The organism is Natronincola peptidivorans (assembly GCF_900111615.1).
Taxonomy (GTDB): Bacteria; Bacillota; Clostridia; order Peptostreptococcales; family Natronincolaceae; genus Natronincola_A; species Natronincola_A peptidivorans.
Map to the genome: position 1 here is coordinate 1 of NZ_FOHU01000009.1, position 26327 is coordinate 26327.

At 36.6% G+C, this 26327-nt stretch carries 19 protein-coding genes; 7 read left to right on the top strand and 12 right to left on the bottom strand.

The window, feature by feature from the left end:
* Window positions 1–279: 279 nt before the first annotated feature.
* Both BMX10_RS10480 and pdxR read right to left on the bottom strand, forming a co-directional pair.
* On the bottom strand, window positions 280–744 hold the full coding sequence (locus tag BMX10_RS10480; RefSeq protein ID WP_090443562.1) for a VOC family protein: 465 nt from the start codon (window positions 742–744) through the stop codon (window positions 280–282).
* 586 nt (window positions 745–1330) lie between these two features.
* Window positions 1331–2722, bottom strand: a complete 1392-nt coding sequence (pdxR, locus tag BMX10_RS10490) for a MocR-like pyridoxine biosynthesis transcription factor PdxR (protein WP_090443567.1) — start codon at window positions 2720–2722, stop codon at window positions 1331–1333.
* A gap of 106 nt (window positions 2723–2828) precedes the next feature.
* Between pdxR and BMX10_RS10495 the strand changes: the two genes are divergently transcribed.
* Window positions 2829–3818 carry a DMT family transporter gene (locus BMX10_RS10495; RefSeq protein ID WP_090443571.1) on the top strand — a complete coding sequence of 330 codons (990 nt, stop codon included), beginning with the start codon at window positions 2829–2831 and terminating at the stop codon, window positions 3816–3818.
* A gap of 244 nt (window positions 3819–4062) precedes the next feature.
* Here BMX10_RS10495 and BMX10_RS10500 read toward each other — a convergent pair whose 3' ends face one another.
* Together BMX10_RS10500 and BMX10_RS10505 are read right to left on the bottom strand one after the other, a co-directional pair.
* Window positions 4063–4707, bottom strand: a complete 645-nt coding sequence (locus tag BMX10_RS10500; protein ID WP_090443574.1) for a hypothetical protein — start codon at window positions 4705–4707, stop codon at window positions 4063–4065.
* A gap of 337 nt (window positions 4708–5044) precedes the next feature.
* Window positions 5045–5242 carry a hypothetical protein gene (locus BMX10_RS10505; protein WP_139176426.1) on the bottom strand — a complete coding sequence of 66 codons (198 nt, stop codon included), beginning with the start codon at window positions 5240–5242 and terminating at the stop codon, window positions 5045–5047.
* 206 nt (window positions 5243–5448) lie between these two features.
* Here BMX10_RS10505 and larC point away from each other — a divergent pair, with 206 nt between their 5' ends.
* The 3 genes from larC to ychF all read left to right on the top strand — a co-directional run bounded on the left by larC (window position 5449) and on the right by ychF (window position 8726).
* Entirely contained in the window at window positions 5449–6717 is a 1269-nt protein-coding gene (larC, locus tag BMX10_RS10510) for a nickel pincer cofactor biosynthesis protein LarC (protein ID WP_090443579.1), read from the top strand.
* Between the two features lie 70 nt (window positions 6718–6787).
* Window positions 6788–7534, top strand: a complete 747-nt coding sequence (gene larB, locus BMX10_RS10515; RefSeq protein ID WP_090443581.1) for a nickel pincer cofactor biosynthesis protein LarB — start codon at window positions 6788–6790, stop codon at window positions 7532–7534.
* Between the two features lie 103 nt (window positions 7535–7637).
* Complete coding sequence (gene ychF, locus BMX10_RS10520; protein WP_090443584.1) at window positions 7638–8726, top strand: redox-regulated ATPase YchF; 1089 nt, start codon at window positions 7638–7640, stop codon at window positions 8724–8726.
* A gap of 52 nt (window positions 8727–8778) precedes the next feature.
* Here the strand turns inward: ychF and BMX10_RS10525 are convergent, their stop codons facing one another.
* From BMX10_RS10525 to BMX10_RS10545, 5 genes are all read right to left on the bottom strand, one after another.
* Window positions 8779–9594, bottom strand: a complete 816-nt coding sequence (locus BMX10_RS10525) for a nitroreductase family protein (RefSeq protein WP_090443587.1) — start codon at window positions 9592–9594, stop codon at window positions 8779–8781.
* Between the two features lie 170 nt (window positions 9595–9764).
* Window positions 9765–10235 carry an HAD family hydrolase gene (locus BMX10_RS10530; RefSeq protein ID WP_090443589.1) on the bottom strand — a complete coding sequence of 157 codons (471 nt, stop codon included), beginning with the start codon at window positions 10233–10235 and terminating at the stop codon, window positions 9765–9767.
* A gap of 105 nt (window positions 10236–10340) precedes the next feature.
* Window positions 10341–13514, bottom strand: a complete 3174-nt coding sequence (locus BMX10_RS10535; protein WP_170834776.1) for an SbcC/MukB-like Walker B domain-containing protein — start codon at window positions 13512–13514, stop codon at window positions 10341–10343.
* Window positions 13501–14784, bottom strand: coding sequence for an exonuclease SbcCD subunit D (locus BMX10_RS10540; protein ID WP_090443596.1), 1284 nt, complete (start codon window positions 14782–14784; stop codon window positions 13501–13503). Before BMX10_RS10540 ends, BMX10_RS10535 begins: the two co-directional genes overlap by 14 nt.
* A 120-nt stretch (window positions 14785–14904) precedes the next feature.
* Window positions 14905–15357, bottom strand: coding sequence for a chemotaxis protein CheW (locus BMX10_RS10545; protein ID WP_090443600.1), 453 nt, complete (start codon window positions 15355–15357; stop codon window positions 14905–14907).
* Between the two features lie 542 nt (window positions 15358–15899).
* On the opposite strand from BMX10_RS10545, the gene nifV reads away from it, so the two are divergent.
* Genes nifV through BMX10_RS10560 form a run of 3 tightly spaced genes read left to right on the top strand, consistent with a single transcriptional unit; the run spans window position 15900 to window position 20020 of the window.
* Window positions 15900–17048: a homocitrate synthase gene (gene nifV, locus BMX10_RS10550; protein ID WP_090443603.1), complete on the top strand. Its 1149-nt coding sequence runs from the start codon at window positions 15900–15902 to the stop codon at window positions 17046–17048.
* Window positions 17049–17069: 21 nt separating this feature from the next.
* Window positions 17070–19001, top strand: a complete 1932-nt coding sequence (locus BMX10_RS10555) for an aconitate hydratase (RefSeq protein WP_090443606.1) — start codon at window positions 17070–17072, stop codon at window positions 18999–19001.
* On the top strand, window positions 18998–20020 hold the full coding sequence (locus BMX10_RS10560) for an isocitrate/isopropylmalate dehydrogenase family protein (RefSeq protein WP_090443609.1): 1023 nt from the start codon (window positions 18998–19000) through the stop codon (window positions 20018–20020). The genes BMX10_RS10555 and BMX10_RS10560 overlap by 4 nt, the downstream gene beginning before the upstream one ends.
* A 182-nt stretch (window positions 20021–20202) precedes the next feature.
* Here the strand turns inward: BMX10_RS10560 and BMX10_RS10565 are convergent, their stop codons facing one another.
* Genes BMX10_RS10565 through BMX10_RS10575 form a run of 3 tightly spaced genes read right to left on the bottom strand, consistent with a single transcriptional unit; the run spans window position 20203 to window position 26231 of the window.
* On the bottom strand, window positions 20203–21339 hold the full coding sequence (locus BMX10_RS10565) for a CheR family methyltransferase (RefSeq protein WP_090443612.1): 1137 nt from the start codon (window positions 21337–21339) through the stop codon (window positions 20203–20205).
* A gap of 19 nt (window positions 21340–21358) precedes the next feature.
* Window positions 21359–24931 (bottom strand): response regulator, encoded by a 3573-nt coding sequence (locus BMX10_RS10570; protein WP_090443614.1) that lies wholly within the window; start codon window positions 24929–24931, stop codon window positions 21359–21361.
* The gene (locus BMX10_RS10575) at window positions 24924–26231 is read right to left on the bottom strand and encodes a hybrid sensor histidine kinase/response regulator (protein WP_090443618.1); all 1308 of its coding nucleotides are present in this window, start codon (window positions 26229–26231) and stop codon (window positions 24924–24926) included. The genes BMX10_RS10570 and BMX10_RS10575 overlap by 8 nt, the downstream gene beginning before the upstream one ends.
* Window positions 26232–26327: the final 96 nt, after the last annotated feature.

Below are 26327 nucleotides of genomic sequence, written 5' to 3' on the forward strand. Positions count from 1 at the left end.
ATAACGTCTCGTGTCTCCGACACCCCTGAGCTTACAGGGAAGAATTGAGTCTTAGAACTTGTTCACAAGTTCTTGGTGAAATCGACCCGACTCAGTTAGCGAAGGGAGTGTGGTTGCCTGCCCTTCTCCAACGCAAATGCTTCTGGCAACCCTTGCGGAGACACATGGTTATCGGACGGATGAGGCCTCCAGAGACCAGAATGCCACACGGACGTGGCATCCTTGAATCCTACCTGTAACTAATTATAAAATTACATTTCAACTGCACTTTATACATAATCATAATTTATTGTCTGGTAATTGATTTAATTCAATAATATTCCCTTCTGGATCCTTAAAATATATAAATCTAAAACCAGCAACACTCTGTGGTTCTTTCACTATAATAGGCTCAGAAAAAAATTCAATACCTGTTTCCTTTAGACCCCTATATGTATCTTCTAAATTCTCCACATAAAAGGCTATATGCCTGAAACCTGGATAATCTGCAATTGACAGTTCCTTTATCCTATCTACTTTTTGGTTATACTCAAACATTTCAATTTCTACACCATTCCCCGGAATACTTAAATGTGCTCCTCTCGCCTTAGCATCAGAAATACCTACTCCTTTTCTAAAATCCTCACTGGCTATTTCAAATTCTCTAATTACTTCAAATCCTAGCGTATTTGAATAGAAGTCAACCATCTTTTCATAATCATTAACTACAATCGCAATGTGTCTAAACTTGTTTACTTTTATCACATAATCACTCCTCACAAAAATCTATTTTATTATTCTTTATAGTCATTTTACTATTATCACTTTACTAAATATTAAAACTCCAAAGCTCATCTTACTAAAATCCGCGCAGGACGCGCGGCCTTTGCCTCATCTGTCCGATAACTTTTGCGTTCCCGACGCCCATGTCGCTTTTACCTATGAATATAGATGGATTAGCGACGCTATGTCGTAAATATTTGCTTATTTAACCCCTAAGCTATTAACATAGAATTACTTTTATATCCCATCAAGCAGGAAGTTCTATAAAAGCTGTCTCATTTTTCCTTTTTAACTTCCAATTATGACATAATGCATACTTGTTTTAATATAAAAACCTTCTAGTCTCATCACCCTTTGTGGAATTCATAGCCCTAGATTAATTTTATGATTATATTACACCTTAGAGTGCTGTATATTTTTTGCAGAAAAATCTACAAAATCTTCCATAATTACTCTATTCCACCAAAAACAACAAAACCCCTTTGTTGAAAAAAGGGTAGTTTTGTCGATTTGTATGTTTTTTTGTGTAAATAGCTTTAATCTTCTTTTGCTTTTATGTATCAGTTGTTTACCCCACAACCTCCTTCAACGCCTTTATCCCTTCCTTCATCTCCTTTTCCTCTACATTGCCATAGCCAAAGATTAGTTGGTTTTGGTGCTGGTCTTTATGGATTGTATATTCACTGACGGAGTGGATGTTTACGCCTTTGTTTCTTAACGTGTCTAAGTGTTCTTTTGTAAAGCTTATATCCTCCCACTGGGCTACTAGATGCATCCCTGTGGATTCTCCTAGGATTTTTATATTGGGGAAGCTGCTTTTTAGCTCATGGATTAATAGGTTTTGTCTTTTTTTGTAGACCTTTTTCATTTTTCTAATATATCTCATCAAATGGTCTTCTCTTATAAATCTTTCTAATGTCAGCTGGGTTAGGGTGTCATTATGTAGGTCTGAGATATGCTTCTCCTCCTTGGATTTGTCTACTAGCTTTTCTGGTAAGATTAAGTATCCGATTCTTAGAGCAGGTGATAATATTTTGCTGAAGGTTCCTACATAGATGACATTTTCTGGTGCCAGCCCTTGCAGAGAGGGAATGGGATAGCCTTGGTATCGGTATTCGCTGTCGTAGTCGTCTTCTATGATATAGCAGCTCTTTTCCTTTGCGTACTGGATAAGCTCCAGTCTTCTTGCGATAGGCATCACTCCCCCCATGGGAAACTGGTGGGAGGGGGTTACCAGAATGAGCTTTGGGTTGATATCCTTTGGCAATAATTCTGTTTTCAACCCCTGTTCATCTACAGGGATGGATATACCCTTTGCCTCTCTCTTTTCAAAGGAGTTTCTTATATCTACATTGGTGGGATCTTCAATGATAAAGCTATCCCTTTCTTTTAATAGCACCTGACCTATGATCCATAGGGCCTGTACTGCACCATTGGTAATCATGATTTGCTTTTCATTGCAGTGGACCTTTCGCATCTGCTGTAGATAGTCTGCTAGAGTTTTTCTTAGCTTTGGATGTCCCATGGTTTCTGCATAGCCTAAATCTGCTGGATTGATTTCCCCGCAAATGCTTTTATAGAGCTGTCCCCATTTATTCTGGGGGAAGTAGTCTAAGGCTGGGATACCGGAACGAAAATTTATTTTTATCTCTGGTTCCTGATGCTTTGATTTTGGCTGTCCTTGTCTAGATGAAGTTTTTACTATGGTGTCTATCTGAAGTCCTTCTGTTACAAAGGTGCCGGAACCCTCCTTGCTTTGTATATAGCCTTCACTCAACAGCTGGTCATAGGCTTCTATCACCACATTTCTAGAGACATTCAGCTCTTGGGCTAAAGCTCTTGTGGATGGCAGTTTTTTCCCTTCCTCTAGTTTTCCTGACAATATCCGTTCTCTCATTTGATTATAGATTTGTTGGATGATGGGGGTATGATTTTTTTTATCAAGGGTAATCCAGATCATTTTCATTCCTCCAAATTGGTACTATGTAAATTGACAAAAAGTGTATCTACATTGCTCCACTTTTCTCATGCTATTATAATACCATAAAATGTAAAGGAGTGGTTAGATGCAAGAATCCTATGGAGCCTATGTAAAAATGGCTTTAGGTATGTTTATCTCAGGAAGTGCTGTTGTGGTGGGAAAAATGGTGGTGGTGGATATGCCAGTTTTTCTATTTCAGATGTATACTTTGGCCTGTGCCATGGCTTTTTCGGGGATTATTCTTTTTTTTAGAAGGGGTAGCTCTATTAAAGAGCAGCTTTCTAAGGATAATTTATTGATTCTATTTTTTCAGGCTTTAATGGGGACTTTCCTATATCGTGTATTTTTGTTGTATGGTCTTCGTTTTACCAGTGCTGGAGAAAGCGGTATTATTCTCAGCACCATTCCAGCTGTGATTATGGTCTTATCTTGGATTTTCTTAAAGGAAAAAATGTCCTATTACAAGATTATTGGGATTATTTTCAGTATCCTTGGCATTGTGATTTTTAATTTTACGGCCTCCAGTGCTGTGGTTAACCCTTCTTATCGTATTCTGGGAAATATTTTTGTCTTCTGTGCTGTTTTAGGAGAATCCCTCTTTACTTTTTTACGTAAAAAGCTGTCTCCTGTACCTTCTCCCCTCGTTAGCACCTTTATGGTTTCTTTCTATGGATTTTTGCTGGCTTTGCCATTGGCTCTATATCAGCAGTATCATTTCAACTTCTCTAGTTTGACCTATATGCATTATCTTGCAATACTTTACTATGGTGGATTTGTGACGGTACTTTCCTTTTGCTTGTGGTTTGCGGGAGTATCCAAGGTGTCTGCCAGTACAGCAGGTGCCTATTATGGAATTTTTCCTGTAAGCGTTTTTCTTCTTTCTTATTTTATATTAAATGAGGCTGTTTATTTTAGACATATTGCGGGTCTTGCTTTGATTGTAACCTCTATTGTTTTATTATCTAAGAAGCCCGTTGTTATTGAGGACAGAGAACTAGCATCAAAATCAAAACTACCCCAAGGAGGCATTAATCCTTTATGGAAGAAGAATATAGTGCCAGAAGAGAAAGAATAATGAAATATTTTGTTGGAGTATATATTATTTCTCATTTACTTTACTTATGGCTTTCTGTATTAGAATCCTTCAAGCTAAGATTAGAATGCATAAAGAGTAATTAATTTTAAAAATTTTTCATACTAAAAGGACTAAAACAATAGCTTTAGTCCTTTTACAGTTTTTTGAGTAATTAAATACACGTATATTACTGTTTGTAGTTAATACAAAAATGAAGGCATGAGTATTTTTTGAATACTAAGTATTACATTATATCAATAATTTCTACAAACTCAACGCTAGCTCCATACTCTGACTGCCAATATCCGATGAAGTTCAGATCTTTGACACCTATTCCTACATTCATAGTTTTGCCCTCTTCTATTACCTCAATCAAGTCACTGTGGGGAAGAGCTTCAAAAAGAGCATCCTCATTTCGAAACACAAAATGTGAAGGTTTATAAGTAAATTCAATGTGCTCTTGATTATATCCTTCTCCCTCTATAACTATGGTAGGAAAAATGTCATCAGGAAAAGTAAACATCATTGCTTCGTAATATTGATGATCATATGAAAGCTCCCCTGTTAGAGCAATATCTCCTGCTAAAATAAAACTTGTGTATTCATCCTCAATATAAATATCCCTTATGATAAGGCCTTCGCCTACCTCATCACCATTTCTAAGATTTGATAGATAAAATGTTCTCTCCTCATCTGTGGCAAAATCACTGGTTGATTCTTGGTTCTCATCAGCTATATCCACCTCTTGTTCCTGAGGTATTTCTTCTTCTATTTCCTCTGTAATTCCTTCTTGCAGTGCTTCCTCTGACTTTTCAGTCTCATAGGAGCACCCTGTAAAAATCGTTAGAGCCAGTAAGACTAATATTATCAGACTGATTATTTTTTTCATTTGTTGATTCCCCCTTGAATAAATGAATTTTAATAGCTTTAAGCTATGGTTAATTGAGATAAATCATGATCTGTTTTCATTTTTTGTGCATCTCTTTCCTTTTTAATTATAATACCCTTCTTATTTTCTTATATTTATAATTTTCCAGTAATCCATCTATTTTACTATCTTTGTTGTTGGGTATTTTAACTCTCCGCTCTGAAAAAAAGTTTTCTTGTGGACTTGTATGCTGTTTTAGAAAAGATACCTGTTCACTTGTTTTCCTTTAGAAAAACCACTCTTTATTCATGAGTGGCTTTATCTATGTGGGTTTATTATTTGACCTTTCTTAAAATAATTATTCTTGATAGTTCGAAAGAGTTCTATTGGCAGTAGATATTGCACTATCTATTGCAGCTATCGTGCTTTGGATTTGCACCTTGTTTTCTTGTTTTTCTACTGAATTGACAGCCTGCAATAAATTTTGTTTGCATGTTTGAAGCTGATTAAACGTATCTTGAACCTGTTGTCTGGCATTTTTATGTGGCATACTCATCCTCCTCTTTTCATATATTTTGAATTCGTGATCAAATTTATTTTTTGTATTTTTCATTTAAATATTCAATATCTTATTTCTTTTTTACGGATTTTCATATCATTTGTTAATATAGTATAATAAGGAAATACTACATATAATATCATATTTTTGCATGAAGTATCCTTTATCACCATGCATCATCTTTATTCTCAGGAGGTATATATATGAAAGTACTGTATTATGACTGTTTTTCTGGCATCAGCGGCGACATGAACTTAGGAGCTATGCTGGATCTGGGCGTCAGTGAAGAAGTATTGAGAAGAGAACTGAAAAAGCTCCATTTGGATGAATATCAACTAGTGGTTACTAAGGATGAGAGAAAGGGTATCACTGGAACCAAGGTGGATATCCAGCTGTTACACCCTCTGCCTGACCACCACCATCATGAGGATCACCCCCATCATCATCATCATCATGAGAGCACTGATTCCCATGGAGACCACCATCACCATAAGGAGGATCATCATCACCATAGAAATCTTCATGATATTGAAACTATTATTCATAACAGCCATTTGAGTAGTGAGGTGAAGGAATTAAGCTTAAAAATATTTAGAGAAGTGGCTGTAGCTGAGGCAAAAATCCATGGCAGGCCTATAGATGAAGTCCATTTCCACGAGGTGGGGGCTATAGATTCTATTGTTGATATTGTTGGTGCTGCTATTTGTTATGATACCCTTAAGGTGGACAAGGTTATTTTCTCTCCTATCACAGTAGGAGGAGGCTTTGTTGATTGTGCCCATGGTAGATTTCCTGTGCCGGCACCTGCTACCACAGAGATATTAAAGGGGATTCCTATTGTTTCAGGTGAAATCCAAAAGGAGATGACCACCCCTACTGGAGCAGCCATTGCTAAAGTGCTGGGGGAGGAATTTACTACTGATAAGGACTTTACCATTACAAAGGTTGGCTATGGTATAGGTCATAGAGATAATGTCATCCCCAATGTCCTAAGGGTGTTTCTTGGAGAAGTACAGCATCAACACAGAGAAACCGCTAAAATGATAGACTGTAATATCGATGATATGAATCCAGAATTATATCAATACGTTATGGAGAAGCTTTTAGATAAAGGTGCGATGGATGTCTATCTTACGCCTATCACCATGAAAAAAAATAGACCAGCTATGAAGCTCAGTGTTTTGTGCAGTCAGGAGTTAGAGGCTTCTTTAACAGAAATTTTATTTAAGGAAACTACTACTTTAGGGATTCGAAGCTATGAAGTAGTAAAAAACATGATGTCTCGAGAAGTGGTAAAGGTCAATACCCCCTATGGCTCTATTGGAATGAAGCTAGCCCTCTTAAATGGAGAGGTAGTTAAGTACAAGCCTGAGTATGAGGATTGCAAAAAAATTGCTGAGGAGCATGCTCTTTCTATTCACGAGGTATATAGCATGGTTCAGCAGTTATACTTTAATAATCTGCATAGATAGCAGTTTTCGGATGGATAGCGTCCTCTAGTCCGTTGCAATAAAACAGATTGATTAAAATGAGGTGTTATAGATGAAGGTTGAAGCAATAGAGAAGCTTCTAATGGATGTAAAGGAAAATAGAATAGATGTAGAGGAGGCCTTGTCTACTTTAAAACAGCTTCCCTACCAGGATTTAGGCTTCGCAAAAATTGATCATCACAGAGAGCTGAGACAGGGCTATCCAGAGGTTATCTACTGCAGCGGTAAAACCGTTGATCAGGTGGTCCATATAGTGGAGGTGATGATGCACCGAGGTAGCAATGTTCTGGGTACCAGAGCTACTGAGGAAATGTTTGAAGCTGTAAAAAAACAGTTTTCTATGGCTGCTTATAATGAATCTGCTAGAACCATCACCATTGTGCAAAAGGAAATCCAACCATCTAATGGATATATTGCCGTTGTTACTGGCGGTACTTCCGATATGCCTGTTGCTGAGGAGGCAGCGGTAACTGCTGAGATCCTAGGCAACAAGGTGGAAAGAATCTATGATGTAGGGGTAGCCGGCATTCATCGGTTGTTTTCAAAACTGGAGTTAATCACTGATGCCAGGGTTGTGATTGCTGTTGCTGGTATGGAGGGTGCATTGGCCAGTGTGGTTGGAGGTCTTGTAGATAAGCCAGTGATTGCTGTCCCCACCAGTGTTGGCTATGGGGCAAATTTTGGTGGTTTGGCTGCTTTGCTGTCGATGTTAAACAGCTGTGCCAGTGGTACTGCAGTAGTCAATATAGACAATGGATTTGGGGCCGGTTATATGGCAAGTATGATTAACAAACTATAATAATCTTTACATATAGAGGTTTTCCCTGCTATAATATAATGTGCTGAGAAAACAAGGATATGAGAGAAAATGATAGTCACATATAGAAAGGATTTGAAGGAATATGAAGATAGGATTAGTGGGGCTGCCTACTGTAGGCAAAACCACATTGTTTAATCTATTAACAGGACAAAATATTGAAATATCTGGTTTTTCCACTGGCAAGGTGGAATCCAATGTTGGAATCGCCAAGATTCCTGATAGAAGAATTGACTTTTTAGCAGCTATGTACAAACCAAAAAAAATAACCCCTGCCACCATCGAAGTAATTGATGTGCCTGGTCTGGTTAGTGGTTCTAGTGCTGGCAAAGGTGTAGGAAATCAATTTTTGGATGCTATCCGTAAGGTGGATGTTTTGGTACATATCGTTAGAGTCTTTGAAAATGATGCTGTTATCCATGCTGATGGTGATGTAGATCCTATGAGGGATATAGAAACTGTAAACATGGAGCTATTATTTTCTGACCTAGGTGTTATTGAAAATCGTATCCAGCGTATTCAAACAGCAAAAAAAGTTACAAAAGAGAATCTTGAAGAGCTTGAGGTGCTAAAAAAGTGCCAAGCAGGCTTAGAGGAAGGGTTATTGATCCACAATATCGATTTATCTGATGAGGAAAGAGAGCATTTAAAAACCTTTGGTTTCCTGTCAGAAAAGCCTATGATTTTAGTAGCCAATATTGATGAATCTCAGCTGACATCCCATGATTATCCTGGAAAAGAGGCCATCATGGCTTACGCCAATGAAAGAAATGTTCCATTTATAGAGATATCTGCTCAATCTGAGTTAGAAATCAATCAGTTGGATGAAGAGGACAAGATATTATTTATGGAAGAACTAGGTATCACAGAACCTGGTATTGATAAGCTGGCAGAAACTGCCTACAACTATTTGGGGCTTATCTCCTTTCTTACCTCCGGAGAAGATGAGGTTAGAGCATGGCCTATTAAAAAGAATACTCCTGCTAAAAAGGCTGCAGGTAAGATTCATTCCGATATAGAAAAAGGCTTTATTCGTGCAGAGGTTACTGCCTTTAAGGATTTAGAAGAACTAGGTTCTGTTGCCAAGGTTAAAGAGAAGGGCTTAGCACGACTAGAGGGTAAAGAGTACATCGTACAGGATGGAGATATCATCAACTTTAGATTTAATGTATAAAATGAAAACAGCCTTTTACCATTTATTTGTGGTAACCGGCTGTTATTTTTTATTATAAATTGTAACAAGCTATTATTTTATGATTTTGAGGAATGTTGTATTTATCCTCTAGATTTTCTTCTATATCTAGGTTCCATTTTCCTGTAAACCCTTCTTCATGGGCTGCTTTTTCAAAGTAAAGCATAATAATACCTCTATCTATTCCACTGCTTTTTTCTTCTCTATCAATCACAAGAAATACTTTTTCTCCATCAATGATAAAGCGCCAAGGTTGGTTGTTTCCCCAGGATGGAGCAAACTTTGCATAATAAAAAATATTGGTAAGGCCTCGAGAATCTAAGTATTCGATTTTACAAGGATTTTTCCAGCCCTTTAGATAAACTAAATCTTCGATTCCCATTCTACTACTTTTAGGAGATACATCTGTTTTAAAGATCCCCTTATATGGATGTCCGATGGCAATCAGAGCAACAACCTCTTGTTCTTCCTTAATCCTCAAATAATTCTTTAGCTCTTTTTCGTCCTCAATGCTTAGCCAGCAGGTGCCTAATCCAAGCCTCCATGCCTTTACCCTTAACCATTCCATGATATAGCCACTGTTTTCTTTATGATGAGGGTATACATCTGACACGATTGCTAAATAATGAGGTGCTTCGATTATTTTACCATAATACCCTGCTCCTCCAACTAGTGTCTGGTAAAACATTTTGCCATTTTCTATGAAAACTACTGAATCATTGCTATCTTCTATGATTCCTCTTATGTCATTGTCTGTCCCCATAACCTCTTCAATTAAGCTTTTATCAACTACCACCTTTTTAAAATCTCTTATTGTTTTCATATCCTCAACCAAGCTTGTAAATCTCATATGCTCTAACCCCCTTGTTATGGATTTTGTATTTTACTGTATATTCTATATACCCATATTCTATCTACATAAATCCATCTTTTTTCTTTAAATAGATATGGTGACTTGAAAGTCACCATATCCTTCTCTCTACATAATTCTCTTTTTTGATCTTTATATCCTATCCTGATTTAGTTTCTCAAAGTTGCCTTGATTCTAGAAGGTTTTAATAACATTGTAAATACGTCCTCTATAGAATTTACAACAATATCTGCCGTCATCAGCAGCTTCCCACTGCATCCTTCCTTTCCCATCACTGCTATTGATAGGATGCTTTCCTCCAGCATCATGATATCATTATAGCCATTGCCAATAGCAATAGTTTTTTCCTTTCCTAATTCCTCAATAATTCTTTTTTTCTGTATACCTGCATTTTCATAGGGAAAGGTTTGCAGTATAACACCAAGGTTGTGGCATTCTTTTAAGACTGTACCATAGGTATCTGCTGTTAAAATATGTACTTCTACATAGTCTTGGATTTTTATGAGAAAATCTTTTGTTTCTTGAGTCAGTACCCCATCTACAGCCAAAGTACCGTTATAATCAAATACAATGTTTTCAATGGTAAGCTTTCCTCTTCCAGGAATATCTATTTCCAGCATCCTCTTCAACCCCTTTTCTATAGTCATACTTACATCGGTAGGATTTTTAGCCCCACTGTATTGCAACCCCACTTGCTTTATGTAGTGTTTTAGGTTAATCTATCCTTAGTTGTGCTTTACCACTACTTTACTGCCAGCTCCATTTTGCTGGGCAGCAGTGACTTCCATATATCTAGGCATTCTATTTTTTAGCTCGCCAACATGGCTAATGATTCCCACCATCCTTTGATCCTTTCTTAGTTTTTCTAAGGTGTTCATAACAAGCTCCAGCTTTTCATTGTCAAGTGTTCCAAAGCCTTCGTCTAAGAAAAAGAATCCTAGTAGCTCCCCCTTAAGCTGTATTTTAGAGGAAAGGGCAAGGGCTAAGGCCAAGGAAGTAAGAAAGGTTTCCCCTCCTGATAGGGAGGTTACCAACCGGCCTTCTCCACCACTATAATCGTCCCTCATGATAAAGTTGCCTTTATCATCCAGCTCTAGCCGATACCTCTGTCCCGTCAACTCCCCCAGCTTGATGGAGGCTTCTACTGCCATGTCCCTCATGTGTTCCTCTGCTAAAAATTTTACAAATCGCTTCCTTTTTAAGAGATTAAACAAGGTTGTCACCAAATCTATTTTTTCTCCTATTTGTTTATTGACTTCCTGCAACTCCTTCCAGCGTTTTTGTTTTTCTTTTAGATCCTCTAGATTCTTTTGCAGGCCTCCTTCTTCTTTCACTATTCTTTCATATTCCTCACTGTTTTTATCGTTAAGCTCTTTGGTGCCTTCAAACAGTCCTTTGTCAAAGGGATTCTCCTCTGCCTTTTTCTCCAATGTTTCGAGGGATTTTAATGTGAAGTCCCAAGCCTTTTCATAATTGTTAATCTTTTCCTCCATTGCTTCTTGCTTCTCTTTTTCTATCAGAGCATTTTCCAGCTGAACAATGTCACTAAAGCCAGCATTGGCTAATCTATCCTTTAGATGATTTTCCATAGTTTCCAGATGTTTTATACTATTTTCAATGCTGGATTTTAGTATAGCTAAACGTTGTTGTATTTCCTGTTTTCTCTTATTGGTACTCTCCCAAATCTCTTCTGCTGTTCTTATTTGCTTTTCCAATTCAGTAATACGTGTTTTTATTTGTTCCTCATATACTGCAACAGTGGTATTGCCAATAAGTGACTCTATGTTTTCCTTTAGCTGCTGGGCTTTTTTATTATTTTTTTCGATATTTTCAAGGGAGATTTTCACATTGGTCTCCAGATGATTGCACTCTTCCTTCAAACCATGAATTTTCTTTTCCAGATCCTTTACTGCATCCTCTTTGGATTCTATTTCCTCCGTCACCTTCTGATAGGCTTCCTCCGCTTCCCGCAAATGTTCTTTTAAGGTCTTTACTGTGTTTCTATCAGTGACTTTATAGTTGGCAGTAATTTGGTTGATTTTTTCTTGCAGGAGGACTAGTGCACTTTCGAAATCAGCTTTTATTTTTTGTAAATCTGCTACCTTTTTCATCCATCTATCCTTATAAAAGGATTGTATTTCCTTCATGATGTTTTTTTCAGTAGTATATTGGATATTTACCTGCTGGAGCCACTGTCTTATTTCTTTGGCTTCCTTCTTTATTGTTTGCAATTTTTCTTTAGCTCTTTGTAGAGGGTCCTTCTCTGTTTCTTCTTCAGCTATTGCCGGCTTAGGATGGTGTGTAGAGCCACAAACCTGACAAGGCTCTCCTTCCTTTAGCTTCGAAGACAATTCTCCCGCCATATTTTTTTCTATAGCCGTTGTTACCATTTCCTCGGCTATAGTTTGCTTCTCCTCTACTTCCTTTACTATGCCTTCTGCATAACCTACTAATTGTTGTAGGCTCGCTTTCTCTGTATCCAGCATTGTATCATGAATGTATTTTTTCAGTAGAATCCTTAATGCTTCTTCTTCCTTTTTTTGTTCTTTTTCCTTTTTCTGCAGCTCATGACTTGCATCCTTTTCTTGTTTTTCTTCTACCTCTAGTCTTTGCAAAGATGCAATAGCATTTTCTACTTCCTCCCTGCAAAGGAGGATATTATTCATTCTCTTTTTGGTTTTTCTCAACTCAAGGATAGCCTTTTTTTCGTTTTCTAGAATTTTGTTGTTTTCCTTATGCTCCTTCTCTAACATCACAAACTTTTTCTTTTTTTCATTTATCTCCTTTGTTAGCTCCTTCGTCTCTCCCTGCAGCTCTTCTATTTGTTTTTCGTAGTTTGCTGCTAAGGGAAGCTTTGGTAGTTCTTCTTCCTTTAGACGATTCACCAGCTGTTGCTTCTCTTTAGAATTTTCTAGCTGTACCCGTGCCTCTTTTATAGCTTCGTCAATATTGGCTTCTGCTTTTTCTTCTGCTTTTAGCTCAGTTTTCTTTTCTTGCATCTCTTGCTTTAGCTTTTTTAGTTGCTCTAAGGTATCTTCAAAACCTTCAGCTTTTTTTGCAAGGCGGAGCTGCTGCTGCTGTTTTTCTATCTCTGTTCTCTGTTGCTGCAGTTTTTCTTTTTCCTGCTGTCTATCCACCATTTCCTGATGAATACCGGCAGCTATCTCCAGTTTTTTTAGCTGTTTTTCTAACTGTTTTCCCTCTTTAGCTTTTTCTGCTGCTATCCTCCGTTTATCCTTTAGCTGTTCCTCCACCTGCTGTATGGTTTCCTGTGATGCATCTCCTAGCTCCGCCATACGACTTTTATTGCCTTCATATTTACTTTCCAAGTCTTTTTCTAGCTTTTTTACTTTTTCTGTAAGCCTTTCTCCATATTCCTCAAGACAAAAAATTTTTTCCAGCATTTCTGTTCGATCTTTTTCAGTGAGCTTCAGAAACTGGTCAAACTTATTTTGTGGAATAATGACGGCCCTGGTAAAATCTCTAAATTTCATCCCAAGGAGGCTCTCTATTGTTTCTGTTACCTCGTTTGCTTTATCAGCTAAGATTTCTTTTTCTTCCTGGACTTTTATAAGACGGGATACCTTGTTGGTGATGGTATCCTCCCTTTTATTCCTTTTATAGCTTCGTTCCACAAGATACTGTTTTTCTCCTAAGGCAAACTCAAAGGAAACGTACAGCAGATCTGTAAAATGGTTCATGATACCCCTGATACCATTGGGAGCTCTTTCTACATTGCCATATAAAGCTAAAGTAATAGCATCTAATATCGTAGACTTACCTGCACCCGTGGGACCAAATATTCCAAATATCCCCAAGGCTCCCACTTCTAAGAGATCAATCTCTTGTTCTTCTCTGTAGCTTTGCAAGCCTGCAAATTTCAGTTTAATCGGTTTCATTTTCATCACCTCCATCATGGGCAAGGGTTAAAAATAGATCTATCAATTCCTGACTAGCAGTGGTTCCTGTTTCTTTCGCTACAAATCTTAGAAATTGTTCTTCTAAAGATAATTCCTGCAGTCTTGGTTCCTCTTCTTCATTTATAACGGCTCCTGGCAAAATTATTCTCCTATAAATAATCCCTTCATGGACTTTGTTTAGTTCCTCCAGCTGCAAATTGGATAATGGCTGCTGTGATTCTATTTCTAAGTGAAGCCATATTTCTTGGTTTTCTTCATTGGCGCACCAATCATAAGCCTCCTGATAGGAGGAAAATCTCTTTATATACATAGGTTTACCCTTTGTTAATGGAATTCCTTCAACATGAGTTTCTCCTGTAGGTTCAATATCCACTACCAACACTTGTTTTTGCTGGATACTTTCTGAAAAACTATAGTATAAGGGTGACCCTGAGTAGTAGCAAGGAACTTCTGTCCCTCCTATTTTCTGCTTTCTATGTAAGTGTCCCAATGCTACATAATGAGCCTCCTTTGGCATGGCTGCAGGTTCTACCACAAAAGCTCCCCCCAGTTGTATATCTCTTTCAGAGTCGGAGCCTATGCCTCCCAATACATAGAGATGGCTGGTGACAATATTAACGGTATCCTGACGAAAATGTTGGGCACCTTCTTGTAGGGCTAAGGCTACTCTCTGGGAATATGCTTTTTGCAGATCACCTTCCTCCATAGAATCACATAATAATTCATTTAACCTTTTTTCAGAAGGATAAGGCAACACAGTGATTACTGCATTGTTTTCACAATCAGGAATAGAGATTTCTATCCATCCAGCTCCTGCATTCACTAGATTTACCTGTTCTTTTCCTATGGATAATGCATCTGCAGCAGCAGCCATTTCCTCCAAGGCTTTAGTAGCTGCTAAAGCTTGTCCCATATCCTCCCCTGGCATACCCAGCAGATAAATCCCTTGTTTCCATGCCAAAGGATTAGCAGCTCTTAATCTTTCCGGACTATCATGATTCCCTGCAATAGCCACTACTGCTCTTTTCCCATCATCAGATATCCTTTCCACCGCCTGATAAAAAAGCTCCTCTGCAGCTGCAGATGGATTGTAGGTGTCAAATACATCGCCAGCAATAATCACCAACTGAATCTTTTCCTTCTCTAAAATATAGCACAGCTCGTCGATAAAGGCCCTCTGCTCTGGGAGACGACTTTTGCCCTCTAGCGTCCTTCCTAGGTGCCAATCAGATGTATGTAAAATCCTCATTCTTCATCCTCCTTTGATTAGGATGTTTTTATTTTCTATTATATACTAACTTTATTATACAATAAAAGATGTGCCATAGTTGGCACATCTGCATGTTTTCTATTTATTTCATATTTTTATTTATTCCATATTCTGTATTTCTTCTTTTTCATCCTCTGACAAGATTTTTTCTAAATCCAGCATAATGATGATTTTTTCTTCTACCTTTCCTATTCCTATTATGTATTGTCTATCAATTCCCGTCAAAATCTCTGGTGGATTATCGATTTGCTTTTCATCCATTGTCAGTACCTGAGAAGCATCATCCACAATAAATCCTACATGCCTATTTTTTAGATTGATAATAATGATTCTATTACTGTCTTTTATTTCATCTTCTTGTAAATTAAATTTCTTTTTTAAACTAACGATTGGAGTAATATTTCCTCTAAGATTTATAACCCCCTCAATGAAACTAGGTACATTAGGAACCTTGGTAGCTTTTTTATACTCTGTGATTTCCTGCACATGATCGATCTCTACACCGTACTCTTCACCACATAATTTAAAAATAACATATTGTTTTTCTGCCATTCCACTGACCCCCTTTTATTAAAATTATACCATAATTTTTGAATTTTATAGCGGTTTTTGTAAAATTTCTGCTTTTTCTAGATTTTATTATAATAAAATCCATAGCTCTTGATAATATTTTATCAATTTCCTGTGAAATTGTAAATCTATTTCGAAAAATGCCGTTTCATGAGTTTGGGATAGTATGTTGCAATTTTTAGAACACTTCTTTCATTTGTTTGTTGATGAATAGTACAGGTCATGATTGCACCATTTAATTTTCTATGAAATATAGTGAATTTCAGTTGAAATAATCATTTTTACTCTTGTTGAATTTCTCTTGGAGAAATTGCCATCAATGCAATAAATGAATTATAGAAACGTTTTCATTCTTTTTCATGTCATTTTTGCCTATCTGATCTATGTTTTTATTAAATAAATGAAAGATTTAATATAAAATATTTCATTTATTTAATAATTGGTATTGACTATTATGTTTATTGCATTTATAATGTTGTATAAATCATTAATTAAATCGTTAATTATTTAAGGGGGATTTTAGGATGGATAAGAAAATCAAACTATTGGACACAACCTTGAGAGATGGTGAGCAAACTGCAGGTGTTGTGTTTGCCAATGAAGAAAAAGTATTTATTGCGAAAATGTTAGATGATTTAGGGGTAGATCAAATCGAAGCAGGTATTCCTGTCATGGGTGAGGACGAAAAAAAGGTAATTAAAAAAATCGTTCAAAGTAATCTAAAGGCAAGCATTATGGGTTGGAACAGAGCGGTTGTCAAGGATATAGAAGCTTCTATCGATTGTGGAGTAGATGCTGTAGCCATATCTATCTCCACTTCTGATATTCATATTAAACATAAGTTAAATACAACAAGAAGTAAGGTTCTAGATCAAATGGTAAAGGCAGCAGAATTTGCTAAGGCTAATGGCTTGTATGTATCTGTTAACGCTGAGGACGCCTCTAGAACTGATGCAGAATTTTTACTTAAGTTTTTTAAAACTGCAAAGGAAGCTGGCGCCGATAGGGTACGTTTTTGTGATACAGTAGGGACTATGGATCCTGTCAGTACTTATAACATTATTAAACGTATCATAGAAGAGGTTGACATCGAGGTAGAAATGCATACCCATAATGATTTAGGTATGGCCACTGCCAATGCTATCGCTGGAGCTATGGCTGGTTCCACTTACTTAGGTGTCACTGTCAATGGTCTAGGTGAGCGAGCTGGAAATGCATCCATAGAGGAAGTAATTCTTTCACTAAAGCATGCAATGCATTTGGATAGCTCAAATTTTGATATCAAAAAGTTGAGGGATTTATGTATTTATGTTGCAAAGGCTTCTAATAGGGAGATTTCACCTTGGAAGGCTGTTACAGGAGAACGAATCTTTTATCACGAGTCTGGTATCCATGCAGATGGAGCTATTAAAAATCCTCTTACCTATGAAATCATTAAGCCAGATGATTTAGGATTGGAAAGAAAAATTCTTATTGGTAAGCATTCTGGTACAGCTGCCATTAAAAACAGACTGTTGGATTACAATATCTATACGGATGATAATACTGCTTATCACCTGCTGAGCAAGGTTAGAAATACAGCTATCTCTTTAAAGAGGACCTTGACGGATATAGAACTATTAAACTTGTATAATGAGAGTCTTCAAGACGGAAATTTATTAAAGAATGCATAGATACTAAAGGAGATGGTTGTAATGGGAAAGTGCTTAACCTATAAAATATTAGAAAATCACTTGCTTTCAGGGAAGCTGGTACCGGGTGAGGAAATAGCTATCAAGGTAGATCAAACCTTGACACAGGATTCTACCGGCACAATGGTATATCTTCAACTGGAGGCTATGGATATAGAGGAAATTAAAACAGAATTATCAGTAGCCTATATTGATCACAATACCCTGCAAACTGGTTTTGAAAATGCTGATGATCATGCTTTTATACAAAGCGTAGCTGAAAAATACGACATCATCTTTTCTAAACCAGGGAATGGTATTTGTCATCAGCTTCATTTAGAAAGTTTTTCTATACCCGGTAAAACACTACTGGGGTCCGATAGTCATACTCCCACCAGTGGTGGTATGGGTTTGCTGGCTATAGGAACTGGTGGATTGGATGTAGCTGCTGCTATGGCTAGTGGCAGCTACTATATGAAGGTACCGAAGGTTCTAAATATTCATCTTACAGGAAAGCTAAAGCCTTGGGTTTCTGCTAAAGATGTGATTTTGTATATCCTTAAAACCCTCACAGTAAAAGGTGGCGTCGGAAAGGTAGTGGAGTATTCTGGTGATGGATTAAAGGGACTATCCTTGACAGATAGAGCTACCATCACCAATATGGGAGCAGAGCTAGGGGCTACCACCTCTGTTTTTCCTAGTGATGCTATTACTTATGATTTTTTAAAGGCCCAAGGGAGAGAAAAGGATTGGGTAGAGCTCTCAGCGGATGCTGACGCTGAGTATCATGAGAGTATAGAGGTTGATCTTTCAGAGATTTCTACAATGGCCGCTAAACCTCATAGTCCAGACAATGTAGATAGTATAAAAGCTATTGGTAATATAGCAGTGGATCAAGTATTGATTGGGAGCTGTACCAATTCTTCCTATAAGGATCTTATGAAGGCAGCAGCTATTTTGAAGGGGAAAAAGGTTCATCCAAATGTAAGCTTAGGGATTTCACCAGGCTCAAGCAAGATTTTAAAGATGCTGGCAGACAATGGCACCTTATCTACCTTTATTGCTGCAGGAGCTCGAATACTGGAATGCAGCTGCGGTCCATGTATTGGCATGGGCCAATCTCCAAAGAATAATGCTGTTTCTCTGAGAACCTTTAATAGAAACTTTTGCGGTAGAAGTGGTACAAAAAATGCTGATGTTTATTTAGTAAGTCCTGAGACAGCTGCTATATCTGCTATAAAAGGCTCTCTAGAGGACCCAGCAAGTTTGGGACCAGATATTGTTATCCAAGAGCCCGCCTTATATGATCAAAATGACAATTATTTTATCTATGGAAACAATCCAGATGTATCCATCAGTATGGGTCCAAATATTCAACCCTTTCCAACAAGTAAAGCATTAGCTGGAAGTCTAGAGGGAAAAGTATTGTTAAAAACCGGTGATAATATTACCACTGATGACATTATGCCGTCTAATGCGAAGCTATTGCCTTACCGATCCAATATTCCTTATCTTTCTAGGTATTGTTTTAGTGGGATAGATGAAGGTTTTGGAGAAAGATGCAAGAAAAATGATGGTGGTTTTATCTTAGGAGGAGAAAACTATGGCCAGGGCTCCAGTAGAGAACATGCAGCTTTGGTTCCCCTGTATCTAGGGGTAAAGGCAGTTATTGCTAAGTCTTTTGCTAGAATTCATAAGGGAAATCTAATCAATAGTGGTATTATTCCCTTAGAATTTGTGGATAGCAGTGATTATGATGCTATTGATGTACTAGATAATTGCATCATCAAGGATCTACAGGACTCTTTACAGCAGGGTGCGTTTATGGAGATATATAATCAAACGAAGGATACCGTGATAAAAGCAAGATTTACAGGCTCACAACGGGATATCGATATTCTGTTGACAGGAGGCTATTTAAACTATATCAAAGCTAGTCTGGAGGAATCAAAATGAAGGAAATCACATTAATACCAGGAGACGGCATAGGAACAGAGGTTACCGCTGCTGTACAGAAGGTACTTACCGCCGCCAATCAATCAATTGCCTGGGAGATTGTCAATGGTGGTGAGGGAGCCTATCAAGCCACTGGTCAATACATCCCTGATGCTCTTTTAGATAGTATTTCAACCAATAAGATTGCCTTCAAGGGGCCCATTACTACACCTATTGGTAAAGGTTTTAAAAGTATCAATGTCACCTTGAGACAAAAGTATAATACCTTTGCCAATGTAAGGCCAGTAAAAAGCATGGAGGGCATCAAAACTCCTTTTAATAACGTAGATTTAGTCATCATTAGAGAAAATTCAGAGGATTTATACTGTGGTATAGAGCATCTTGTGACAGAGGGTGTAGCGGAATCTATCAAGGTTATTACAGAGAAGGCATCACTAAGGATAGGAGAATACGCCTTTCAGTATGCAAAAAAGCATGGAAGAAACAAAGTGACCTCTGTTCATAAGGCCAATATTATGAAAATCTCTGATGGATTGTTTTTAGATTGTATTAGAAGGGTAGCAAAAAAGTATCCAGAGATTGAATATGAAGAGGTTATTGTAGACAATATGTGTATGCAGCTAGTGATGTATCCAGAAAAGTACGATGTTTTGGTGTTGCCTAACCTCTATGGAGACATTGTTTCTGATTTAGCAGCTGGCTTAGTTGGCGGCTTAGGCTTGGTACCGGGAGCCAATATTGGAGAAGATATTGCTATCTTTGAAGCGGTCCATGGCAGTGCTCCACAAATAGCAGGAAAAAACGAAGCTAATCCAACAGCATGTATATTGTCTGCTGCTATGATGCTGGATTATATCAATGAAAGGTCTGCTGCAGATCTTATCAGAGAAGCTGTAGCCTATGTAATCAGGGAAGGTAAGCATACCACAAAGGATATCGGTGGTAATGCTACTACAGAGGAAATGACAGAGGCTATCTGCAGCTATATAAGAACTGTGTCTATCAACGCAGCTGGGTGAATCAACTAGATGGTTACCCCAAATGCAAGATTTTGGCTGCCTCCTTATAGAAAGACTTGGGGTCCTTTTGGTACATGCTATCACAGCCCCAGAACCTTTCCAATTGTCATAAAATAAAGCCTAGGTCTTTAAATTGACTCAGGCTTTATTATCTTCTATGGCAAGTGCTGGCATTACTCCCGCTATTTCTTTCGATAGATCTTATGAGTATGATGGATTACATCAAAAAGTTTATCTTTCTGCTCCTTTGTTACTTCTTCTGATCTTCCTAATACTAAATAGCCTTCTCTATCCATCCCGCTATAGAATTTTTCTAATACCTTTCTCTGTAAATTTACATCAAAATACATTAATAGGTTTCTACAAATAATCATTTGAAATTCATGAGATAACCTACTGTTTACAACATTATTCTGAAAGAATAGTATGTTTTTTTTGTACTTCTTTCTTATCTTCATATATTTCTCTTCTAAATGAAAGCTATCAACAAAAGCATTGCTTCCCATTGCCATCTCATAATTCTTTTTATCTCTTTCTATGGTTTCAGAAGAATAAAATCCATTTTTAGCTTCTTCAATAATATATGGATTTATATCTGTAGCATATATTTGAGTTTTATGAAGCATGCCTAGCTCCTCTAATAGAATCGCCAAGGAATAAGGTTCTTTGCCATTAGAGCATCCTACACACCATACTTTTATGTGTTTATGTTCAGATAAAGCTGGGAGAAGGCTTTGGCGTATGAATGCAAATACCTCTGGATCTCTAAAAAAATCAGTAATATTAATAGAGAATTCTAAAAAAACCTCTTTAAAAGTGTTTTTATTGTTTAATACGTCTGCTTCCAGCTCCTCAATGGTTTGTAGATTTAATCTCGTCATTATATTATGGATTCTTCGTTTTATGGATTGCATATTGTATTGGGTATAATCATAACCATATTTATGATAAATAGCTTGTAACAGTACTTTAATCTCTTCTTCATTAAGAGAATACCTCTTTTTATTACTAGATTCTATTCTAATTTTTTCTTGTCTATTTCTATAGTGTAGATAGGTGCAATTTATTCCTAGTCTGTATAAATAAAAGTATAAGTTTCTTGCAAAGACCTCTATGCAACAGTTTCCAAGGCTATTCAAATATAATAGTTTTTCTATTACATCACAAGGGAGTGTGTTAGCGGTTAAAAAAGTAATTTTTATTTCTGTTTTGCAATTTTTTACACTATCATAAAAATGACAAATATCTTCTTTAGATTGAAACTCACCTTGGATAAAAATTTCCCTTACCCTATGACTATGACCAATATAAATATCCACAAATTGAGGCCTCCTACCTTTATTGATGCTTATTCATCCAAGCTTTTACTAAGCGAATCAAAGTATCAAAATCAACTGGTTTGGTGATATAGTCATTGGCACCTGCCTCGATACATTTAGCCCTATCTTCCTTTAAGGTTTTTGCAGTTATAGCAATAATCGGGATATTTCTAAATTTTCTATTCTGTCGAATATATTGAATGGTTTCATATCCGTCCATTACCGGCATCATAATATCCATCAGTATTAAATCTGGTGTGATTTCATTTAATCTTTCCAAAGCAACTTCACCATTATCTGCATCGTATATCGTAGCTCCATAATTTTCAAGACCTGTTGCTAAAGCAAATATATTTCTTGGGTCGTCATCTACGATTAATATATCTTTTCCCGTTAGGTCTAGACCCAATGTTTCATCTATATCTCCAAGATCATAGTAGTCCTCTACTACACTATTTTTTAATTTATGTAAAAATAGTGTCACTTCATCCAACAGACCTTCTCTTGAATTTACAGTCTTTACAACAATATTCCTGGAATATTGTTGTAATACTTCTCTATGCTGCGTAGATAAATCTTCTTGGGTATAGATGATAGTGGGAATCTCAATCTTATGCATACTCATATACTGACAAATATTTAGCGCATTACCCTCTTGCAAGCCTACATCTAATACAATCGCATCGTAGTTTCCATTGCTTAGTTCTATAACGGCTTCGGCTTCTGTAGCTATTGTGTTTATCTTTATTTCATTTTTAGGTATTTCTCTTCCAATTAATTCCTTTAATGTCCCATTGTTTTCTACAATAAGCAGCTCCTTAGGTTCTTTATGTGAGAAAGTCATCATCTTAGAAATCAAGTCTATGATCTCTGCCTCATCCACCGGTTTCTCATTGTAGCCTATAGCACCATTTTTTTGTGCCTCCATATCCTTATCGGAAATTGAAATAATATGTACTGGTATTGTTCTTAGTTCCTCTATTGATTTTAATTTTTTTAGAACCTCTAAGCCATACATATCGGGCAAGCTCAAATCTAGCAGAATTCCTTCCACCTTATGTCGACTGGCCATCTGTAATCCCTGGCTGCCAGTATATGCAATCAATGTATTGAATCCCATGGCGTGATTAATACCTTTGATTTGATTTGCAAAGCTTTCATCATCTTCAATAATCAAAATATTTTTTTTGTTTTGTTCATCAGTGTCATTACTTAATGTACTGCTAACCTGTGAAAGTCCTGTCCTAATAATGTCGTAATAAGGTTCCATATCACAGCTGTTTTCTTTGTTAAACATATTCTCTGCCTTTTTTAGCCGCAAGGTGAAAGCACTTCCTTCTCCTTCTATGCTGTTAAGCTGGATTTCACCCTTCATAAGCTTGGCAAGCTTTTTAGCTATTGAAAGACCCAGCCCCGTCCCCCCATATTTTCTAGAGATTGATCCATCCACCTGTTTAAACTCATGGAATATGATTTCCTGCTTATCTTCTGCTATGCCAATGCCTGTGTCTTTTACAGAAAACAGAATACTATCTTGATCCTCTTTATCTTCTGCTATTTCAAGAATGACTTCACCTTTCTTGGTAAACTTGAAGGCATTGGATAAAAAATTTCTTAGTATTTGTGATATCTTATTTTTATCCCCTATAATCTTGTTCTTCCATAAATCTTTTTTAATAAATTGTATCTTTTTTTCTTCAGCTGTCCCTTTAAACATCTGATTTAATTCTTCAATTAGCTCTTTAGAAGCAAATTCCTCGACTTCTACAGCCAGCTTTCCAGATTCAATTTTTGAAAGATCTAGTATATCATTAATAAGTCGCAGTAATTCATTGCCACAACTATGAATAATATTTAGTTTTTCTAAATCTCCCTCCTGGTGAAATTCATCCTTTTTGTTTTTTAGAATCAACTTAGATAGGAGGATGATAGAATTCAAAGGCGTTCTCAATTCATGAGATACATTAGCAAGAAACTCTGATTTATATTTATTGCTTCTTTCTAATTCTTCTGTTCGTTTTGTTAGCTCTATCCTTGATAACTCCAGATTTTCATTTTGTATACTTAGCAATCTTGATTGCTGCTGTAATTGTCTTTGCTTCTCCTCCAGCTGAAGATTGATTTGCTGCAGCTGATCACTCTGTTCCTCTAGCAGCTGCTGTTGCTCTTCTAATTGTGCATTATTTTCCTGTAGTTCACTGGATTGCTCATGAAGCAGCATTTGTTTTTCTTCTAACTCATCATTAGCTATTTGCAATTTTTCAGCTGTATTTTGAGCTTTTTTCTGGGCATCCTCTGCTATTTGTAATAAATCTATAATTTCATTGTTTTGTATGGTAGCATATAAATTAGTGGCTATTTTGGGCATAGCTTCATTGATAAACTTTTGCTTTAAGTCTGTAAAAGCTTCAAAGGAAGCTAACTCTATGACTCCATAGATTTTTTTCTCGTAGATTAATGGAAAGGTGTAAGTATTTAGTGGCACTTCTTTAATGGTACCAGTTTCTATCAAAGCCTCTCCTGGTTGAATATTCTTTAACAGTATGGGCCTTTTTTCCAATGCTGCCTGTCCAACGATACCTTGACCAAGGGAATAGCAATTGAATAGATTTTCTCCTTCAGTGAAGGCGTAGGCGGCAGATAAATGTAAAGTCTCTTCTTTATGATTGTATAGATAGAAAACACCCTTCCCAGCATCCATCTTTCTTGCTAAATAATTAATCACCTTCTGAGTAAATTCCTGAAGAGATAGGTTTCCGTGTAGTTCTTCATTCAGCTGATTGTGCCCATCCTTTAACCAGAACTGCTCTTTCAGCCTTTTGATCAATAAATTATAATGTCTTGCCATATCAGCAATTTCGTTTTCTCCTTCAATATCAAATTCCATCATATCCCCTTCATTTGTGCTGTTATACATTGTCTTTTTTAAGGAGATAATGGGATTGAGTATGCTACCCATGACCAAAAAAAATGTCATCATGGCTATGATAGAAAGGAAGATCATCAAAGTAATAAAGGTTATTACATGTGATCGCTCCATTTGATTGGTTTGTTGAATCAATTCACTTGCTTTGTCTGTCTGATAGACGCTTAGAGCGTCTAGACTAGTTTCTATTTGCCTGATATAGTAATTGTGTTGATTCATGGTTAGAAGCATAGCTTCTCTTGGCTGATTTGCTGCAACCAACTCTACTATTTCATTACGGCCTTCCTTCCATTCCTCAAATACATCTCTAACCTGAGTTTTTAAGTGAAGCTCCTCCTCTGTCTTAGCAAGGGCTCGTATTCCTTCTATATTTTCATTTACATTTCTTTCTAACGCATTCATTTCTTCTATTCTCTGTTGAAATTCTAATGGGGTGTCTGTTAGAATAATATCCCGAATAGTTCTTTGGATTTTTATCATGTTGACATGTATATCCGCTTGGATATCATTTAGTTTTAAACCTTGCTCATAAATCTCTGTGGTTACTTCCTTCAATTTTCTTATTTCTGATACAGCAAACATACCAAAGCCTACAAAAAAAATAATCCATACCAAAAAAATAGCGATTAATCTATTTTTAATACTAATGTTTTTCATCTCAATCATGTAATAGCTCACCCCCGTTAAAACAGTTCTGTCGTAGATATATATCCGAGAACTCTATATTTATTTTTCTCATTATTCTTTCACTGGGTGTATAACTTTCCATCACAGAATTTTCCTCTGTTTCCTTTAAGTCTGTCGGTAGTTTTATGGTAAATATACTGCCTTTTTCATATTGGCTTTCAACAAAGATTTTTCCCTGATGCATTTCTACCAATAGCTTCACTAGGCTTAATCCTATTCCACTTCCTTCAAATTTCCTCGTCAGCAAATCCTCTACCTGTTTAAATCTTTCAAATACCATATCTAGCTGTTCTGGAGGAATACCTAAGCCAGTATCTTTTACAGATATTTCTATAAAGTCTTGTAAGTCGCTTATATTGACATAAATTTTTCCCCTTGGTTTTGAAAATTTGATTGCATTTGACAAAAGATTTAACAAGATTCTTTCCATAGCGTCTAAATCGCAAACTATCCTTTTTTCTTCCACATCTGTATCAAAAACTATTTCGATTCCTTTATTCGTAGCATAATCTACTATTGATAATGTAATAGCTTCTATCACTTCTACAATATTACATTGTTTAAAGTTAAGCTCCAAATGATCTGTATCTATCTTAGTAATATCGATCAAGTTATTTACCAGTCTCAATAGACGATAACAGTTCTGTTTAAATATAACCGTCTTATTCTTTAGTTTATCAATGTCTAATTCCTCCTCGTTTTCTAGATACAAGCTTACTAATTCATTTGTGCTTAACAAAATATTTAATGGGGTTCGCAGTTCATGGGACATGTTGGCTAAAAACATACTCTTTGCTTCATTGGCAGCCTCTGCAAGCTCCTTTGCTTTTCTTAGCTGCTTTGTTTGTTCCTTTACCTTTTTATCTAAAGTAATGTTTGCCATTCTTTCCTTTTCAATAAGCTTTAGATAAACATTGATCCTATTGATTAACTGATATTCATCAATTGGTTTGGTTAAATAATCCACAGCACCTATTTGGAAGCCTCTCTTTGTGAACTCATCTCCTATATAAGCTGCTGTTAAAAAAATAATAGGTATATCCTTAGTTTTCTTCCTTTTTTTTATAACGGAGGCTATCTCAAAACCATCCATTCCTTCCATCTGTATATCTAAAATAATTAGGTCTATGGGCTTTCTAAGTAATTTTCGCAACGCTTCTTCTCCAGATAAGGCTTCTATTACTTCTGCATCAATATATTCCTGTATGACAGTTTTTAAGGTGAAAAGATTGTTGTCATTGTCATCTACAATCAAAATTTTATACATGGTATTCCCCATTACGAACCTCCTTTATTTTGAAAACAAAATAATCTCTTCTACTTACTATCTTATCTATATAATCAAACACCTTTAGGTTTATTCACCTACAGGTAT